Raw genomic sequence first — 18484 nt, 5'->3', positions numbered from 1 at the left:
CCTGAATAAGTCAATTGGTTTTCGGTTTCCGTTCAGGCAGCTCGTCAAACATTTCCGATACCATTTTCTGAAGCAGTTCTCTGTCATCGATTATCGTTACGGGAAGCATATTCTTTGCTCCGTCATACGGCGGGCAGGCTATGCTGTCGGGCATATATTTTCTGCTTGCTTCAGTTATTTTCACCATAAATCCCGGTTCGTATATACCGCCGAAAATGCGTTCATTATAGTAAAATATATAGCCGCCCATCATGGGTGTTTTACGGATGTTTTCCAGGTCCGAAAGCTGTTCCGTTATGTATCCGGCCAGCTCTTTAACTTTTGTTTTTTCCATATCAGATACTCCTTTTTTACTGCGATAAATCAGAATTATAAAAGAGCGGTTTTACTTCCTGAATTCAGATTTATGCGAGCAGGTTATATTAACAATTATATCGTAACCGGATTCATTTTTCAATCCGTTGTACGAAAAACAGAAAGCAGATCCGTATGAGCAGCGCCATTTATATCGTCATCATATTGGTTCTCCCGGCCACAATATCCGGAATGAAAATTTGTGAAAATTACCTGTTTACACCTGCAGCTTATTATGGTATACTTAAATTCCTTTCGCTTTTGAAACATCAGAAGTTCAACTTAACAGGAGGAGTACACGTATGGTAAAGAAGTTTAATGAGATGCTCGAAAACTATGCTGAAAAAGTAAACTTTCCGTATGATCCGGTCGGTTCCGAGGACACGATCCTTATCTTCAGCAGACACTTCAGATTCTGCACTGAACCATTTGACAACCTTATCTTCGGACATCGTATCAATATCCTGAATATAGATAAGGAAAATCCGTGCGCTTCTGTATTTCTGGAAATATCCGTTTCAGAAAAACCTGATGTGAAACTGGTAAATGAGATAAACAAAGTTATGAGATCTGTTTATTCTCTGACCGTAGAATACGATGATGAATTAAAGTGCTTATTAGTCAGCTATGTACAGAGGCTGAATGATCTTACAATCGAAAAAATGATCGATAACGGTATTGATGATCTGTTTATAAGGAGGATATATTATTTCGCCAGACTGGTGCTCCAGACTTATGTGAATGCTGTAAACAACGACACTGATGCCGATACTGCACTTTTTGAAGCAGAAGAGGAGATCTGTGAAACAGATATAGAAAATGACGTGGAGTTTATATACGAATCGGTTAAGGATATTGCCGAAAACAACGGAGAAAGATACTTTATCGAAAGAGAGCTCCTTTTAGGATCGTACTTCAGCGATCCGGAGAAATTTGTAAAGATGTGTTCAAAGAAAAAAGGCAGGCTCTTTAATGAATACATTGACGATATTCGTGACAAACTTGATCTCCGCTTATCTTACGGCGAAGGAGGATACCAGGAGTATAAGATCAGAGTAAAAAAGAAGGAAAGGTTTGTTCACCTGTTCCTTCCGGAAGCAGTCAGATCCGGTGACTGCACAGATATGTTTCTTTTCAGCCGTTCCGGCAGCACGATGCTTGCAACCGTGGAGTTCAGCCGCGCTTCCGCTGATGACCGTAAAAGATATATCGTATGTGTAAGATCAAATGACGGCAGCTGCATGATTGCCGGAGTTTTCAGAAAACACGGCAGGGCAGTGGAATTTATGAAAGAAAGGCTGTCTGCAGCATAATAAAACAGCACGCCGAAGGCGTACCGATGAAAATGTGGTGCCTGCGGCACAATTAAAAAAGGTCTCTGCACGATGCGTGCAGGGACCTTTTTACTGCGATAAGTCAGAATTTAATCATCAATCATTCGTTCATTCATTCATTTCTTCTCCATGTCAAACAGATAAAGCAGTAAAGCAGTAGGTTCAGATTAGCGTTAAGCTCAGACATTTCGTCATTGGTCAGCAATTGCAATACCAGCTACCCCGCAGATCGCAGCCAGAGATTAACTCCTGATCACCCACGAAAACGCCTTTGCCGTGCGTACGTCGGCATCTTTGAAGTGATTTCCTTTGTTCCATTCAAGAACGCATTTTACACCGTGTTCTGATAGCAGGGAAGAGGCTTCGCGAATTCTGTCGCCGACTGTCGCCATAACGGGATTGCGGGTTTTTTCTTCCTTGTCTCCGAGGCTGAGATATACTGTACCGGTTCTGATCTCATGCGCCTTCATATAATCCGTAAAGTCCGGAAACCACATCGACGGGGACGCAGTCGCGACACCCGAAAATCTGTCCGTACGATACGTTGCCCACAATGCGAAAAGTCCGGCAAGTGAATAACCGCCTATAAAATATGATTTGCTCTCGTCGGAGCAGAGTTTCAGTATTTCTCCGAGGGTTTTCTCTGCGCCTCCTCCGAAATCTTCTTTGCCGAATGCGGATGGCGCTTTCCACGGCGAAAGATCGTTATTCCAGTTATCGACTTTTACGGCGATCAGACGAAAAGATTTATCGCTGCTTCCGGAGATGAGAGCAATCTCGTTTTCAATGCCCGCAAGGTCGTATTCGTCCACCGGCTGGATAAGAACGGTATCTGCCTTCGGATCTCCAAATTCGTATATTATCATTACTTATCCTTTCCTGCTTATGCGGGAGGTCCCGCGCATTATTTATATTACAAATTATACTACGATCAGTCCTGCTTTTCAATAGCACGCCGCAGGCGTACCGATGAAAATGTGGTGCCTGCGGCACAATAAAAAAGGTCTCTGCACAATAGGTGCAGGGACCTTTAAAAACTCAAAGACTGAGTTGCTTTATATTTTCAATAACACATTCATGTTTTTTAGTTTTTTTATCATAATTTATACCGACTAGTATAATATTGTTTTTGTATCCTTTCAGGCTGCCGGTATATCTTTTTTCTTTGATCTGATTAAGTGCGGTATCAGCATCTTTATCGTATTTAAGCTCTATAATCATTGCCGGTTTATCACCTGAGTCTGCACGCGGAATGAATACCATGTCAGCGAATCCTTTTCCTGATGGCATTTCTCTTATGATCGTGTAGTAAGCCGGTGCTGTGAAATATGCCATTGTCAGTACGCAGCTAAGGGAATTTTCATCGTTGTACTGTAATACAGATGTATAACTGTTATGAGCAAGTTCTATAAGTCCAGCGACTTTTTCAGGTTCATTGTCAATTGTTGCCCACAGTAAATCTTCACTTTGAGTTATTGTTTCAGCTATCTCTTTCCAGTTTCCGTCTTCAATAGCGGATTGAAATGCAGTTGCCACTTCATAATTTGGAATATATGCGTTTTTTCTTTCAGAATCATATCCAAGATAGCCAAGATGAATAAGAGCAGTAAGCGCATCATCTTTTGAATTTATAACAGACAGATCGTTTTTAAATCTATCGGTGGTTACTCTTGTTCTTCCGCCTGAAAGCATTTTTATTATATCATCTTTCAGTCCGTCAAAATTAAGCGTAATAAACTGATTGATAGTTTCAAAGGCTGATGTATCTTTCCAGTAAGATTCAAGACTGTGATCACTGACTGACCGGATAACAGAGTTTGGATTATACATATGTTCTCCGTCTATGAGATATCCGTTGTACCATGTTTTTACTGAATCAAAATTCATTTTGTATTTAATACACAGTTCTTTTACTTCATCTTCAGTAAACCCAAAATATTTTGTGAATGCCTTTGAACTGATCATTGTATATTCCTTGAAATTATTCAAAGCTGACTCATCTTTGATTTTCTTTATCGGAAGAATACCTGTAATATATCCAAGAGCAAGAAATGTTCTGGATTCAGTGCTCTTGAATAAAGAATGAAGAAACTGCAGATATTCATGAACAAACTTTGGTTTATCTGAATAATTTCTTATTACGCAGTCCCATTCATCAATTATAATAACAAACGGAATGTTTTCTGTTTCACCATTGATTGCTGTTACAGATTTTTCATAGACCTGCATAAGAACAGCTGCTGTACTTTTAGTGTAGTCTATTTCAGGATATACAGTTCTGAAATCATCATAAATATGACGCTTTATTTCTTTTACCAGATTGGTTCCGTAATCATCAGAAAAACTGGAAACATCAATATGGATGACATTATACTGATTCAAATGCTTTCTGAACTCAGGAGACTTTGAAATTTCAAGTGCAGAGAATAATTTTTCTGAATCGCATCCTTTGCTGTAATACGCATCGATCATACAGGCGGCCTGCGATTTTCCGAATCTGCGGGCATGACTAAGTGCAATACAGTTGTTCTCAGAATTGATTGCCTTGTTAGTAATATTCAGCAGACCTGTTTTGTCAATGTATAATGTATCTTCAGCTGATTTTGTGAAAGCTTTGTTTCCGGGATTAAAGTACGTGCCCATGATCACTCCTCCGTTTTGTTTTATTCATATATAAGTATATCATTTTTTTTCTATTTAGTAAACGAAAAATATTTTTTGCGTTTACTATTAGCAGATATGCAGGGAGCAAACGTAGTTTGCGGATCTGCAAGGCAATATAAATGAATTAACTCAAACTTCGCAGTTAAATACTGCAATAAATCAGAATTTGTCGATTAACTTCCGATATCCTAAAAACTGAACTATAACAAAAAAAACTGAAAGTTAATCGGCTCAGTAAATTCCGATTTATACGAGCTATTCCTCGCATTACTTACATTACAAATTATACCTCAATCAGTCCGGCTTTTCAATAGCATGCCACAGGCGTACCGATGAAAATGTGGTGCCTCCGGCACAATAAAAAAGGTCTCTGCACAATATGTGCAGGGACCTTTTAAGCAGCGTTTCAGCCGCCTAATGGTCTTGAACAGTATACTTTGACGATTTTTCCGTTCTGATCAAACTCCATATTATAACAGGAATAATCATTTGAATCATACATTTCTCTGCCTGTTATCTGTTCCGTCATCAGGACTGCATATCCGGATCCGTCTTCTCTCTTGTTGTATCGTTCAAACTTTTCGTATTTCTGTTCGACAGTGCTGATATCATTTCCCAGAAACGCCCAGTCATTGATCATTGGACATGATCTGTGAGAGCAGATCCAGACTGTGATGATACTTCCGGATAACATTCCTGCGATCATGCCGGCATATATTTTTGCTCCGATTTTTTTGTGCTTTTTTATTTTTGATACCAGAATCACGAGCATAATAATCAGTGATATTAATATCAAAGCATACAGCGCATATGCCAAAAGATAAATTACAGCAGTTTCCATGACTTTCTCCTTTTCCTGTACAGAGTTAAGGAAGATGGGGAAATGCGGTGATTCGCACCGTGCCCGACGCTTGTTTATGAATAAATAAGCGTTTCCTTATAGTTTATCAACTCATATTGTAACACATTGTCATGGAGTACGTCAACTTTTAAATCTTGATTTGAAATGATAATTATGTTAAAATATCAGATAGAATCACATTTGCGACACTAGGAAAACGCTGATTTATTTCTGGATCAGCGGGGGGAGGGCGAGCCGCGAGAATTCTCCCTCAGTGTTTGCCTGAAACCGGAGGTTATGATCATGGGGAAATTAAAGAATATACTTGCGGGATGTTTTGTTTTTATTGCTGTTACGGCATCGCTGTATTCATGTCTCGACGATGAGACTGATATGACGGAAGAAGAAACCTCTTCGGTATCGGATGAAAAGGAAGACCACGGATCGTCCGGCGGTAAACACGACACAGGGGCGAATGGTTCCGGTGCTGCAGGCACTCCCGTTCGCATCAGCCGAAGTGTCAGAGAAGCGGAAACACCGATGGGGGACGCAGGTACATGGACGGTGTTTGTGTACATGTGCGGTTCTGATCTTGAATCGGATGGCGGCATGGCCTCGGCAGACATTGAGGAAATGGAAAAGTCATCGGCCGGCGGAAATGTAAAATTCGTTGTTCAGACCGGCGGTGCATACTACTGGGAAAATGATGTTGATGAAGAGCAGTGCCAGCGCTATCTTATCCATGACGGCAGAAGAGAGCTTGTCTATGCCGCTGATGACGTGAACATGGGTGAGGGTTCGACGCTGACTGATTTCGCAAAGTGGGGAATAAAGAGCTACCCGGCTGCGAACATGGGATTTATCTTCTGGGATCATGGCAGCGGAAGTATAAACGGTGTCTGCTTTGATGAAAACCATGACGATGACGGCCTTTATCTCAAGGAGATCGATGCTGCTTTTTACAGCATTTTCGATGAAATGACCGAGCCTTTTGAATTCATCGGCTTTGACGCGTGTCTTATGGGAACGGCGGAAACCGCTGCAGTAATGTCAACACACGCAAAGTATATGGTGGCATCAGAGGAAACAGAACCGGGTACCGGATGGGACTATAAAGCACTGGGCGATTACATGGCGGCTCATCCGGAATGTGACGGGGCTGAACTCGGAAAAGCGATCACAGACAGTTACTATTCCGCCTGTGAGGATGACTGGACAGATGATGAAGCAACTATGGCAGTTATCGATCTTGGCAGGACTGATGCATTCATAACTGCATTTGACCGGTTTGCAGAAGGTATATACACTCTGACAGATGATATTACGGAGTTTTCCGAGTTTGCACGTAAGATAAAGAAAGTCGATAATTTCGGCGGAAACAACCGAATCGTCGGCTATACCAATATGGTCGATTTAAGCGGACTTATAAAAGCGGGAAAAGACTGGTCTGAAAACGCTGATGCAGCACTTGATGCACTTGAAAATATGGTCGTATACAGGAAAAACGGAAGTGACCACAAAGATGCCGGAGGTCTGGCAGTATACTATCCTCTGAGTGTCAGCGGATCAGAGGAGCTTGGCATTTTCAGCGACATTGCGCTGAGTTCATACTATCTCGGTGTGGTTGACAAGATAGCTTACGGTGCTGCACACGACGGCATGGAAGGGTACGACAACCAGAGCATACTCGATTTGTTTTCAAATGACTGGAGCGATGACGGATACACTTTTCTTGACGGTCTGCTTTCCTATCTTTTTGACGACGACTGTGATGAATGGGACTACGCAGACGATTATTCCTCAGGTGAGGGCGGATGCTGCGGATATGATGTTTATCCGGAATTCAGTGAAGACGGAAACTACTGGTTCAGACTTTCGGAGGAGTCACTTGTACAGACTGAATCAGTGGAAGCGGGAATTTACATGGCGCTTGATGACGAGCGTGAGGAAGTTCTTGAACTCGGCACTACCGGTCAGGTGTACGGCGACTATGAGACCGGTGAATTTGAAGACGGTTTTGACGGCTGCTGGTTCATGCTCGATGACGGTCAAATACTCGCATCCTATCTTCAGGAATACTGCGACGGCTACGACATTTACACATCTCCTGTAATGTTTGAAGGAGAAGAAACCAATCTTCGTTTTGCCTACTACTACAACGAAGACAGAATAAAGATCATCGACATCTGGGACGGCATAGGTGACAACGGTCTTGCATCCCGAAGCGGATACATACCGGAACCGGGTGATGTTATCATCCCTCTGTACGGCATTTACAGCCTTACCGATGAAGATGCCGAAGGGGAATACTACGAAGGCGATGAATATGTTTTCGAAGCAGACTCTGAGATATTCTACGATTATCTTGATGACGGAGACTACCTCTACTCATTCGTCATCAACGACATCTACGGAGACTTTGACGTGACAGATCCGGTATGGTTCACCATTGACGGAGACGATATTTACTTCGAGGAAGCGTGATGTAATTTTTAATCAGAATAACCGCAGCAAAAGGCGAATTTGAACGATTTTTGCGTGCATGGTTTAATAAGCCTTATTATAGAAGTTTCGTTTTAACTGTTGAAATAACACCTCTAATGTGGTAATATTATAGATGAGAGATATATTTTAGGTATAATGCAGGAGGGATAGATATGGCAGTAAATGTTTCTGTTGACTGTGCGAGAAATGATTTATCGCAACTTGAGTATACATATGATCTCATATCGAGTTTATCAGATGATGAACTTGAAGCTGTTCAGAAAATTGCTATTGCTTTTTTAAATAAAAATCGTGAATTAGATATCAATAATAATAATCAGTCTTTAAAACCGTTTATGCCTCAAACTGAGGAACAGTTGCTGGAACGCATAGACAGATCACTTGCTCAGGCTGATGCCGGAATGTGTATTGATGCAGATGAAGTTATTGATGAATTACTTGCGGAGTGTGACTGATGGTTTCATATAAAGTACAGGTTACATTTGATGCAAAGGAAGATCTTAAACGATATAGTGACTATCTTAGGCTGGAAAAAAGAAGCCCAAAAGCAGCTAAAAGCATAGTTACTGATTTTAAAAATACAGTTTCGCAATTAAAACTGGTAGCAGATAGTTTGCAGATTCCAGAGAGTGAAGAATTACAAAAAAGAAGATTAAAGAGAATCAATTTTTTAAAGCATGATTATTTTTTATTATATAGAATAGATGGAGATGTTGTGACAATCACTAATATGTTTCATTCGTTGGAAAATTACGAGAATAAATTAAGGTAATATTTTCTCTCCCTGAGGCGGCGTTCAAATGGTGATGCTGCTTTCAGGGAAATTTTTTTATTTTAAGTGATTTGAGATTTCATAGGTCTATGCAAAGAGACAACCATAGGCCGGGGGAGAACGACGAAACCGCAGCAAAAGCCGGCATTTCTCCCCCGCCTAAGGTTTTCTCTCTGCACTCTCTTTCCTTCACCATTCCCCACATTGCCGGCTTTGGCTTTTTATTCGTATGCGAAGGTTATCGTACTTAAGGCGTGGTTGATGCGTTATGGAGAGGTATTATTCGTTAGCTATTATCTTGCAAATATAGTTACTGTGATTATATCTGGTTCTAAGCAGAATATCGTAAGATAAATATATTTGGATTAAATGGAATATGTAATGTCTATTACATTATAGCAGCCTTAAATGGATAGTACAAAGAAAATGATTTGTAAAATAACTTAAATGGTATTGACTGACTTGTAAAACTGTGGTATAATATCCTTGCTGCAGTAAATAAAAAACTTGAATATCATTGAAAAAAATGATATAATGGAGGCAGAGAAGGAAATATGAAAAAACGGACAATGTTCTGGCAGATACTCAGTAAACTGAGCGGAGAAGAATATCTTGATGCGGGAGGAAAGGCATTACTGAGTTATCGTGTAATAAGTGCTTTCATTCTTAAGGAGTGTATATCAGAATTATCTGAATATTCGGTAGAACAGATAGCTGCGGAATACATAGTTAGTGAACCGGAAATAGCATGTGTACCTGTACACAGAGATTCAGCAAGGATAGATGATATTCCAGAAAAGATAAGTCAGCTAAAAAACGAAGATTTGGATGTAGATGAAGGTAAAGTCACCTTCGATGTTCGGTTTATAGTACATATTCCTAAAAATAATGAGTACAGGAAAGTAATAATAAATCTTGAAGCACAGAACAAGTTTGATCCCGGATATCCGCTTGTATCAAGAGGCATTTACTATAACGCCAGAATGATTTCAGCTCAGCACGGAGAAGAATTTGACGATTCAAATTACGGTGATATCAAAAAGGTATACTCCATATGGATATGCATCGATCCGAAACCGGAATTTCAGAATTCAATAAATCGTTATCATACTATAGAAACCCGCATGTTGGGGAATATGGAACTTCCAAAAAAGGATTACGATCTGATGGAAACAATCATGGTTTGTCTGCATACAAACGGAGAAGAAGGTAACTGTGGAGATAAACTTGTTGATATGCTGAGTCTATTGTTTGACAAATATGAGACCTCGGAAAATAAGAGAAGTAAGCTTGAAGAAATATACAATATAAAAATGACAAAGGAATACGATGAGGTGGTGGATAAAATGTGCAATATAAGCGGATATTATACAGAAGACTATTATAAGGCAAAGGCACAGCTTGCCGAGAAGGACAGAATTCTTGAAGAAAAAGACAGAAGTCTTAAAGAAAAAGATAAAAGTCTTGAAGAAAAGGACAAGATCATCAAAGAGAAAGATTTTCGATTTGCAGAAATGATGATCAACGACGGAGAAACTGCAGATAAGATCGGTCGTTACACCGGCCTGGACGTTGACACATTAAAACAGATAGCGAAATCACTTGGCAAACCACTTGTGATGTAATTTAATCAGATCACAGATCTCTGGAACGGTATGTAATTACTGCTTTCAGGGATCGTTTTTTATTCTGATGAGCTGCAAATTTCATTTGTTACGACGATGCAAAGAGACAACCATATGCAGGGGGAGAACGATAAAAGCCCGCAAAAGCGCGGCATTTCTCCCCCTGCCTAAGGTTTTCTCTCTGCACTCTCTTTCCTTCACCATCCCCCACATTGCCGGCTTTTGCTTTTTTATTCGTATGCGAAGGTTTTCGGACTTAAGGCATGGTTGATGCGTTATGGAGAAGGACTAATACATGATGACTTAAGTAATAAAAAAATGCTGCTCACTTTGGTTTTTTTATTCTAAATTGGTACAATGCCGGACTATAATTGTTGACATATGCACTAAATTAGTGTATAATAAAGATATCTTCATTGCTGTTTTTGACGAAAATGGAGATAATGATGATTTTTTATGAAAAGGGGTTGACAAGGATGTTAAAATGCCGCATAATTTGTAGACAGACAGACAGACAGACAGACAGACAGACAGACAGACAGACAGACAGACAGACAGACAGACAGACAGACAGACAGACAGACAGACAGACAGACAGACAGACAGACAGGATAAGTCTGCCTTTTTTTCTTGCTATAAATATAATAACAAATTAAAAAAACGCTTGAAATAGCTTTTAGCATTTGCTGAAGGTTGTTTCAGGCGTTTTTTGCGTTATTAATTAGCAAGGAGAGAAATAACTTTGTGGTGCAAGGATTGCAGAAGAGAAACTAATGAATCTGTTTGCGAATTTTGCGGCAGACAGACTACTGCAGATATACCAGCTGAAATATACAGATGTCCTTCATGTAACACCCCTATAATAAGATATCCTGTGGACATTGATCGTCACAGATGTCCTGTTTGTAGTGGTAAAGCAGTTTACATGGCTTCAGATATGAGACCTGTGTTTCCTGAAGAAAGGCTACTGATTGAGATCTTACTTGATAAGCCGATGGAGTTCCATAAAAAATCAGTATGGGCTAACACTAACAAGTATTATATTGACGGTGAGACGATAAACATTTCCAAGAAGCATTATAAAAAATATTCACCGGAATATATCATATCAAAATTAGAGGAATACAAGAGTCAGAATACATATGAGTATTTTGATCAGCACATCAGTAAATTCATTGAGGCCAACAGATCAAGGCTGAATTATATAATTGATGAAGCACATACTTTTATTCAGAAAGAGGCTGAAAAATATCCTCGTGAAAATATAGTATTATCATTTTCAGGAGGAAAAGATTCTACAGTTACAGCTGACTTAGCAGCAAAAGCTCTGAGCGATCCGAGCATGGTTCACATTTTCGGAAACACTACTCTGGAGTTTCCGCTTACTCTCGAATACGCAGCCAGGTTCAGAGAGAATAATCCTAAAGCGATTTTCAGAAGCGCACAGAATAAGGAACAGGACTTTTACAGTGTCTGTGAAGACATCGGGCCTCCTGCAAGAATGATGAGATGGTGCTGTTCTATGTTCAAGACAGGACCGATAACAAGAATTCTGAATCGTTATTATAAGGACATTAATATTCTTACTTTTTACGGTATAAGAAAGTGCGAATCAGTTTCACGAAGCAAATACAATCGTGTTGAAGATAATGCGGAGTCAGTGAAAATTCAGAAGCAGAAAGTTGCTTCACCGATTTTCCTCTGGCAGGATCTTGATATCTGGCTTTATATACTGGGTGAGAAAATTGATTTTAATGATGCATACCGACTTGGCTATGATCGTGTAGGATGCTGGTGCTGTCCGAATAATAATGACAGGGCTCAGTTCCTTTCTTCAATTTATATGCCTGAACAGTATAAGAAGTGGCATAACTTCCTTGTCGATTTTGCAAAGAAAATTGGCAAACCTGATCCGGAAGTATATATTGATACTGGTAAATGGAAAGCTCGTCAGGGTGGTAATGGTCTTGAAGCTTCTCAGGATATCAAGATCAGATATACCAACTGCACAGTTGAAGATAATGCAAAGATATATCAGCTTAACAGAGCAGTTGATGATGAACTTCTCGGTATGTTTACTCCTTTCGGTAAAGTGTCGAAAGAACTTGGACGTAAACTTATCAACGAGACAATTGTTCTCGACATAAAAACACAGACACCTATCATTTCAATTCAGCCGTTTACGCAGGAAGGCTACGAATACTCTGTTAAGATAAAAACAATGAATGTTGCAAAGCATGATGATCTTCAGAGAATGATAGGATATCAGATAAAGAAATTTAACGCCTGCAGAAAATGTCTTAAGTGCGAATCACTTTGTCACTTCGGAGCAATTTCAATTGTGGGCGATACGTATTATATTGACAGTGAAAAGTGCAAACGCTGCAAGATGTGTGTTACAGCAAAATATCTTGAAGGCGGTTGTCTGATGGAAAAATATTTAAGGACTAAGGAATAAGGTAAATCACATGAAGTTTAGAGGGCATGAAAGTTTTGCTATCCGAAAGGGATGGCTGTACAAGGGAATGAGTAATATCATAAAAGAGCCAGGTATTTTTCAGGGTTCGTCCAGCAAAAGCATGGATGTTCTAGGAATAGGGGCCAATATGGTCAAGTCTTTGAGATACTGGCTTATGGCAGTTGGTCTTACATCAGAACCTAAGAGTGGGAAGAAAAATCAGTCGCCTACTAAGCTTGGTGATATTATTTATAATAACGACAGATACATGGAGGAAGTAGGAACCTTATGCCTTCTCCATTATAATCTGGCCGTTAATGAAGAAGATGCTACAGCATGGTATATTTTCTTTAATCAGTTTAACAAGCAGGAATTTGATTACGATGATTTTTATTCTGCGGTGAAAAAATATCTTAACATGCAGGATGATGATAAATTTACAAACAAGGACAGACAAATTGCTGACAGGTCTATCAGTGATGACTTCAGTTGTTTGATAAACTCTTATGTTCCGCGTGCAAAACTGAATCCGGAAAAAGTACATCCTGAAAACAACATAGACTGTCCTTTGGGAGAAATCGGTCTTGTAGATGTTGTTGACAAGAAAAAAGGTATTTATAAAAAATCAACACCTAAGTCAGAAAACCTGCCTTTGCTTGTTCTTCTTGCTCTTATAATCAAAAGTACAGAAGGTAAAAAGGAAATACGAATTTCTGAACTGCAGAATAAAGAAAAAAGCATAGGTAAGGTATTCAATTTAGATTCGATCACTCTTATCAATATTCTGTATAAGATCGAATCACTCGGTTACATAAAGGTTATCAGAACCGCCGGATTGGATGTTATTGAAATTAAGACAGACATGACATTTGAAGAATGCGTCGAAAAGTATTATGACAGTTTAAATAAGTAGGTTTTAGGAGTTATATATGTTAAGTGAAATCATTAAAGTATCAAGCGGGTTTCAGACATCAGTAAACATTGCGTATGATCTGAAAAACGAATCAAAGATACGTAATTTTATACCGACAAATTCTTCAATTGATTTGATATATGATCTTCTTTCAGGTACTCAGAGCGAATCAACTCAGAGAGCAAAAATTTTATCTGGTGCTTATGGAAGAGGAAAATCACACATAGTTTTAGTAGCTCTTTCACTTCTTTCAGAAGTTAAGGATAAAGAATTATACAGAAGAATTCTTGATAAAATGAAGGCTTATAATGAGGATATTTACAAGATTGTTTTAAATATTCTTGACAGCAAATTTAAACTTTTGCCTGTAGTTATAAGCGGAAGCAATTCGAGTCTTACTCAGTCATTTATGAATGCTCTTCAGCAATCATTAAACTATTTCGGTTTAGAGAGTATCATGCCTGATTCTCATTTTCAAGCTGCTGTGAATGCAATTGAAAACTGGAAAAATAATTATCCTGACACATACGACGCATTTGAAGAAAAAGTAAATGACGTTGATGAATATATAAAGAATCTCGAAAACAATAATACTGAAACATATCAGAATTTTATTACTCTTTATCCGAGTCTCACAGCAGGAAGTGTTTTTAATCCGTTTGTAGGTTTTGATGTTGTAAATATATATGAAAATGTAAGTGCAGCTGTTAAGGAACATGGCTACAGCGGACTATACATAGTTTATGATGAATTCGGAAAATATCTTGAAACAAGTATTACCACAGCAACTGAGAGTGATACAAAACTGCTTCAGGATTTCGCAGAGAAATGCACACGTTCCGGTAATAATCAGATGCATCTTCTTCTCATATGCCATAAGGATATTTCAAACTATATCGACATGAACCTTCCGCAGGATAAAGTAGATGGCTGGAGAGGAATATCAGCAAGGTTTGAACACATAAACCTTCAGAATAACTTCAGCCAGATGTATGAAGTTATGTCTGCTGCAATTGAGAAGAATAAAGACAAGTGGGAATCATTCTGTGATAAAAATAAGAAAATCTTTAAAGAGATCACTGATAGATACTCAAATAATTCTGTACTTTCCAATCAGCCTGATGTAGAAGGAATAGTAAAAGGATGTTATCCTCTTCATCCGTCAACTGTTTTTATTCTTCCGAGATTATCAGAAAAAGTCGCACAGAATGAAAGGACGTTATTTACGTTTCTTTCTGCAGGGCAGAAGAATACACTTGTAGATTTCATTGAAAAGAACGACAAAGATTTTCCGTTTGTAACTCCGGATTATCTTTATAACTACTTTGAAATGCAGTTTAAAAAAGAACTGAATTCAAGTGAGATTTATAAGACATACAGCCTTGCTTCCAATGTTCTTAAGAAGGTTGAAAAAAACTCGCTTCACGCTAAGATCATAAAAACAATTGCACTTGTGTATATGATAGAGCAGTTTGAAAAGATGCCGCCGACTGTAGATTTTATAAAGGACACTTTCATTGATGTAGTGAAAGATCCGAAGGAGATCACAGATGCTATTAATGATCTTATTTCAAACTCTTGTATTATTTATCTTAAGAGAAGCAATAACTATCTGAAACTGAAAAAGACAAGTGGAGTAAATACTGAGGATCAGATCAGGGAAAGAGTAGAACAGCTTAAACTTCAGACGACAGTGAAAGCTATTCTTAATAACGCTTCATTTGACAGTTTCATTTATCCAGTAAGGTATAATGATGAACATTGCATAACAAGATATTTCGAATTTGAATTTACAGGTATTGATGAAATAAAGGACAGCTACTATAATGCTGATCCTGATGCAAGCGGTCTTGTTCAGGCAGTATTTTTCGAAAATGCTGATGATTTTGAAAAGCATAAAAATGAAAAAGTTAATCTGAACTGTGCACAGGCAGTTGTTATTATTCCGAAGAATTACAATAATGACTATGATATAAATTCAGTTGCTTATGAATTTATGGCTGTCTCTCAGTTAAGAGATGAAAGCATAGAAGACGATGTTCTTTTTGATGAGTATAACCTTTATCTCGAAGATCTTGAAGAGATAATGCATAATTTCATTTCTGATTATGTTCAGCCGGAAAAGAAAAAATCATATTACTACGACTCGACCGGCGAGCTTAACATTTCAAGAAAAGCACATTTGTCAAACAGATTATCAGAGATCTGTGAACAGGTTTACAGCAAAACTCCGCTTATAAATAATGAATCTCTTAATAAAAACATTCTTCCTACAATGGCGATAAACAGCAGAACAAAGCTGATTTCGGCATTGCTTGAAAATGATATGGTGGAAGAAAACCTTGGCCTTACAGGTACAGGTCAGGATGTTTCATTTATGAGAAGCTCGCTGATGCAGACCGGGTTGCTTTTTGAAAACGAAGGCAACTGGTCTCTTACCCTTGAACCGAAGGATGAGAATATGAAAGATATGCTTTCTGTTATTAGTGATTTCTTCAATGGTACAGCGAAAAAAGGCGAGTCTTCTTTTGAAGTTCTTTACAACAAGCTTACTTTACCTGAAAACCATATCGGATTAAAGCGTGGCGTTATTCCTGTTTATATTGCACTTGTACTTCATTTTATAAAGAAGGATATTGTAATCAGGTATAAGGGTTCAGAAACCAGAATTAATGCGGCAACTCTGAACAGCATTAATGAAACGCCTGAATTGTACTCTGTTATTATGGAAAACTGGGACAACGATAAAACAGATTATCTGAAAAAGCTTGAAGAAGTGTTTGCGGAATTTATCGTTGAAAAAGAAAAAAGCTATAATGGTTTTACTTACATTGCGGCTGCAATGAATCGCTGGTATATGTCGTTACCAAGATGTTCAAAGGAAATGAAGCGAATCTATGGTTCTGATAAGAATTTACCTAAAGAATATACAAAATTTATGCTTACATTAAAGCAGCCAAGTGATAATAACAGAAATTATCTTATTGAGGAACTTCCGAAAGTATTTGGTCTGAAAGCTGTATCAAAGGAGCTTGCAAATAAGATTTCTGAAGTGAAAAAAATCTTTGATACTTCTCGAAGCAATTTGATAAATGAAATAATCAATAAAACCAAGAAACTGTTCGGAGGCCAAAAAGAAGCATCACTAACTTCAACTCTTAGGGACTGGTATGAAACTTTAAAAACTGAGACGCTTCAGTATCAGTTTCCGAACAATGAAAACAAGATCATTTCTATTATTGGTAACGTTGATAACAATGAAAATAAACCTAAGTTCCCGAGAATTTTTTAGTCTACATTATCAAGCAGACGTTTTATAGAAACAGGACATTGAATTTTAAAAGCCTTGTATGCATCGTTCATTTTCTTAATCGGTTCTGTTGTTACAAATTCCTTGTCATACACGATGGCATGCTGTTCATGTAAATTCATAAACACAGATTCAGTTGTCAAGGCAGTATTTCTTAGCTTGTCACTCATCATTTTAAGTACAACAGTTGCAATAAAAGTCAACATCAAATGCCCACGTAATGTTGCTTCTGACTCTACGTTAATCGGAAGTATTTTACCTCCCTGTTTGCATAGCTCAAATATTTTTTCAACCTGATCACGCATATAATAAAGAGGCAGTATTTTTTCGACTGCAACTTTTCTGGTTGATACAATCACAAATACTCCTTGCCTTTGTAAATCATCATAAATATCTGATGCTGTAAGACTTTCATCTTCAGCTCTTGCAATAGCATTTTTCTGTCCTTCATTGTATGCCGTCATATCCTTACACAGGAAAGCGTATGCTTTACGATTTTCTTTCTGACCTATTTCACATGGAACGCATTTGATATAGATAAGTCGTTTGTTGAATATCACTGCATTTTCCTTAATCATCAGATTATTAAGATGTTCACTTACGATTCGTTTGTACACCTTGAAATTACTTTTCATTCGAGCCATAAAAGAAATTCCTGAATCAAGAAGTGCATCGGCATTTACTCCTGTATAATATCCGGCATCAAGAATCGCAAATTTGGTATTTATGCCATTCGCTTTTAGTTCAGCTATAGTTCTTGTTATTGTACTTACATCGATAACATTACCTGCAACATATCTGAAAAACAACGGCATTCCAGTGTGCTGCTGAACAACGTAAATGAGCCTCAGTTCCTCACTGATTATTCCGTTATGATTGCTTACGGCGGTTAATGGAAAATGTATAGAATTTGGAAGCCCTGAACTATCAATAAGTATACCGTCATCAATTTCATTTGATTCATCTGCGTCTTTTTTTAAGGAAAGAAACTTAAAGTATTCCTTGAAGAAGTGGCGCTTAGCATCTTCACTGCCTATATCAGCGAGTGCATCGCTTATTCTCTGAGATGCCATCTGTGCTTTAGGATAAAGATATCTGGCATATGTAAGTTCCCACCAGTCTTCTGCATGACAGTTGGAGTATGTTGTTAATATGTAGTAAGCAACCAGCGCATGAAGGGTATCCTGATTTTTATAATTGATTGCATTCACTGCTGACATAATTCCACTTTTGTTCATGAATGAATCAAGTAAATATATATCTCCGAAAGATACTATCAGAACTGGACGTTTTTGATACTTTGTTTTTCGCTGGTCTTTTGGCTCTTCAAAATCTGCTGAAACAGAACTGTATGAATCTGTTGCAAGATCGTATTTAAACAACCCTCTTTCACGATTTTTGAATATACCATTTTCCTTGTCTATTACTCTTCCGAGATATATTTGTTTGCCTTTTGAAACACTTTTTCCTTTTCGAACAGATGCAGTCACTGTTCCATATTCTTTACCGTTTACGATATTATAGTTTATATACATGATTCCCTCACAGCAAATGATGTAGACTAAATTTATTATATCTACATTATATCATTTTTCATGTCAGAAATCAAGTGGATATTCAAATAAATTACGTATCTGCGTGAATTATCATGCGCTTGTAACTACAATCCTGTGATGTAGACTAAGAAAAACCCGGGAACTCAGGATAA

General features: G+C 38.2%; 14 protein-coding genes. 9 read left to right on the top strand and 5 right to left on the bottom strand.

Features of this window, described 5'->3' with window-relative positions; translation table 11 throughout:
- Window positions 1-10: 10 nt before the first annotated feature.
- Complete coding sequence (locus CC97_RS06450; protein WP_044974309.1) at window positions 11-334, bottom strand: TfoX/Sxy family protein; 324 nt, start codon at window positions 332-334, stop codon at window positions 11-13.
- Window positions 335-656: 322 nt separating this feature from the next.
- Here CC97_RS06450 and CC97_RS06445 point away from each other — a divergent pair, with 322 nt between their 5' ends.
- Window positions 657-1667, top strand: coding sequence for a hypothetical protein (locus CC97_RS06445; protein ID WP_044974308.1), 1011 nt, complete (start codon window positions 657-659; stop codon window positions 1665-1667).
- A 263-nt stretch (window positions 1668-1930) separates the two neighbouring features.
- On the opposite strand, the gene CC97_RS06440 is transcribed toward CC97_RS06445, so the two are convergent.
- The 3 genes from CC97_RS06440 to CC97_RS06430 all read right to left on the bottom strand — a co-directional run bounded on the left by CC97_RS06440 (window position 1931) and on the right by CC97_RS06430 (window position 5193).
- Window positions 1931-2554: an esterase gene (locus CC97_RS06440; RefSeq protein ID WP_044974307.1), complete on the bottom strand. Its 624-nt coding sequence runs from the start codon at window positions 2552-2554 to the stop codon at window positions 1931-1933.
- Between the two features lie 172 nt (window positions 2555-2726).
- On the bottom strand, window positions 2727-4331 hold the full coding sequence (locus tag CC97_RS06435) for an AAA family ATPase (protein ID WP_044974306.1): 1605 nt from the start codon (window positions 4329-4331) through the stop codon (window positions 2727-2729).
- Window positions 4332-4758: 427 nt separating this feature from the next.
- Window positions 4759-5193, bottom strand: coding sequence for a hypothetical protein (locus CC97_RS06430; protein ID WP_044974305.1), 435 nt, complete (start codon window positions 5191-5193; stop codon window positions 4759-4761).
- Window positions 5194-5496: 303 nt separating this feature from the next.
- Here CC97_RS06430 and CC97_RS06425 point away from each other — a divergent pair, with 303 nt between their 5' ends.
- The 8 genes from CC97_RS06425 to CC97_RS06390 all read left to right on the top strand — a co-directional run bounded on the left by CC97_RS06425 (window position 5497) and on the right by CC97_RS06390 (window position 16758).
- The gene (locus tag CC97_RS06425) at window positions 5497-7677 is read left to right on the top strand and encodes a clostripain-related cysteine peptidase (RefSeq protein WP_049962736.1); all 2181 of its coding nucleotides are present in this window, start codon (window positions 5497-5499) and stop codon (window positions 7675-7677) included.
- A gap of 173 nt (window positions 7678-7850) precedes the next feature.
- Window positions 7851-8153 (top strand): hypothetical protein, encoded by a 303-nt coding sequence (locus CC97_RS06420; protein ID WP_044974303.1) that lies wholly within the window; start codon window positions 7851-7853, stop codon window positions 8151-8153.
- Window positions 8153-8470, top strand: coding sequence for a type II toxin-antitoxin system RelE/ParE family toxin (locus CC97_RS06415; RefSeq protein ID WP_044974302.1), 318 nt, complete (start codon window positions 8153-8155; stop codon window positions 8468-8470). Before CC97_RS06420 ends, CC97_RS06415 begins: the two co-directional genes overlap by 1 nt.
- A 554-nt stretch (window positions 8471-9024) precedes the next feature.
- Window positions 9025-10095: a hypothetical protein gene (locus tag CC97_RS06410; RefSeq protein ID WP_049962735.1), complete on the top strand. Its 1071-nt coding sequence runs from the start codon at window positions 9025-9027 to the stop codon at window positions 10093-10095.
- 476 nt (window positions 10096-10571) lie between these two features.
- Entirely contained in the window at window positions 10572-10751 is a 180-nt protein-coding gene (locus CC97_RS20485; protein WP_044974301.1) for a hypothetical protein, read from the top strand.
- Window positions 10752-10837: 86 nt separating this feature from the next.
- Window positions 10838-12553 (top strand): phosphoadenosine phosphosulfate reductase family protein, encoded by a 1716-nt coding sequence (locus tag CC97_RS06400; protein WP_044974300.1) that lies wholly within the window; start codon window positions 10838-10840, stop codon window positions 12551-12553.
- Window positions 12554-12563: 10 nt separating this feature from the next.
- On the top strand, window positions 12564-13466 hold the full coding sequence (locus CC97_RS06395; protein ID WP_044974299.1) for a DUF4007 family protein: 903 nt from the start codon (window positions 12564-12566) through the stop codon (window positions 13464-13466).
- Window positions 13467-13482: 16 nt separating this feature from the next.
- The gene (locus CC97_RS06390; protein WP_049962734.1) at window positions 13483-16758 is read left to right on the top strand and encodes a hypothetical protein; all 3276 of its coding nucleotides are present in this window, start codon (window positions 13483-13485) and stop codon (window positions 16756-16758) included.
- Here the strand turns inward: CC97_RS06390 and CC97_RS06385 are convergent.
- Entirely contained in the window at window positions 16755-18311 is a 1557-nt protein-coding gene (locus CC97_RS06385; protein ID WP_044973606.1) for a transposase, read from the bottom strand. The two genes, CC97_RS06390 and CC97_RS06385, sit on opposite strands and share 4 nt — an antisense overlap.
- Between the last annotated feature and the right edge of the window lie 173 nt (window positions 18312-18484).

Origin of the sequence: Ruminococcus sp. HUN007 (assembly GCF_000712055.1) — a bacterium.
In the GTDB taxonomy this organism is placed as follows: Bacteria; Bacillota; Clostridia; order Oscillospirales; family Ruminococcaceae; genus HUN007.
This window is presented reverse-complemented; position numbering and strand designations above follow the sequence as displayed.

Excerpts from the sequence above, each read along its gene's own strand:
- CC97_RS06450 (WP_044974309.1), bottom strand. The coding sequence starts at position 334 with ATGGAAAAAACAAAAGTTAAAGAGCTGGCCGGATACATAACGGAACAG.
- CC97_RS06445 (WP_044974308.1), top strand. The coding sequence starts at position 657 with ATGGTAAAGAAGTTTAATGAGATGCTCGAAAACTATGCTGAAAAAGTA.
- CC97_RS06440 (WP_044974307.1), bottom strand. The coding sequence starts at position 2,554 with ATGATAATATACGAATTTGGAGATCCGAAGGCAGATACCGTTCTTATC.
- CC97_RS06435 (WP_044974306.1), bottom strand. The coding sequence starts at position 4,331 with ATGGGCACGTACTTTAATCCCGGAAACAAAGCTTTCACAAAATCAGCT.
- CC97_RS06430 (WP_044974305.1), bottom strand. The coding sequence starts at position 5,193 with ATGGAAACTGCTGTAATTTATCTTTTGGCATATGCGCTGTATGCTTTG.
- CC97_RS06425 (WP_049962736.1), top strand. The coding sequence starts at position 5,497 with ATGGGGAAATTAAAGAATATACTTGCGGGATGTTTTGTTTTTATTGCT.
- CC97_RS06420 (WP_044974303.1), top strand. The coding sequence starts at position 7,851 with ATGGCAGTAAATGTTTCTGTTGACTGTGCGAGAAATGATTTATCGCAA.
- CC97_RS06415 (WP_044974302.1), top strand. The coding sequence starts at position 8,153 with ATGGTTTCATATAAAGTACAGGTTACATTTGATGCAAAGGAAGATCTT.
- CC97_RS06410 (WP_049962735.1), top strand. The coding sequence starts at position 9,025 with ATGAAAAAACGGACAATGTTCTGGCAGATACTCAGTAAACTGAGCGGA.
- CC97_RS20485 (WP_044974301.1), top strand. The coding sequence starts at position 10,572 with ATGTTAAAATGCCGCATAATTTGTAGACAGACAGACAGACAGACAGAC.
- CC97_RS06395 (WP_044974299.1), top strand. The coding sequence starts at position 12,564 with ATGAAGTTTAGAGGGCATGAAAGTTTTGCTATCCGAAAGGGATGGCTG.
- CC97_RS06390 (WP_049962734.1), top strand. The coding sequence starts at position 13,483 with ATGTTAAGTGAAATCATTAAAGTATCAAGCGGGTTTCAGACATCAGTA.
- CC97_RS06385 (WP_044973606.1), bottom strand. The coding sequence starts at position 18,311 with ATGTATATAAACTATAATATCGTAAACGGTAAAGAATATGGAACAGTG.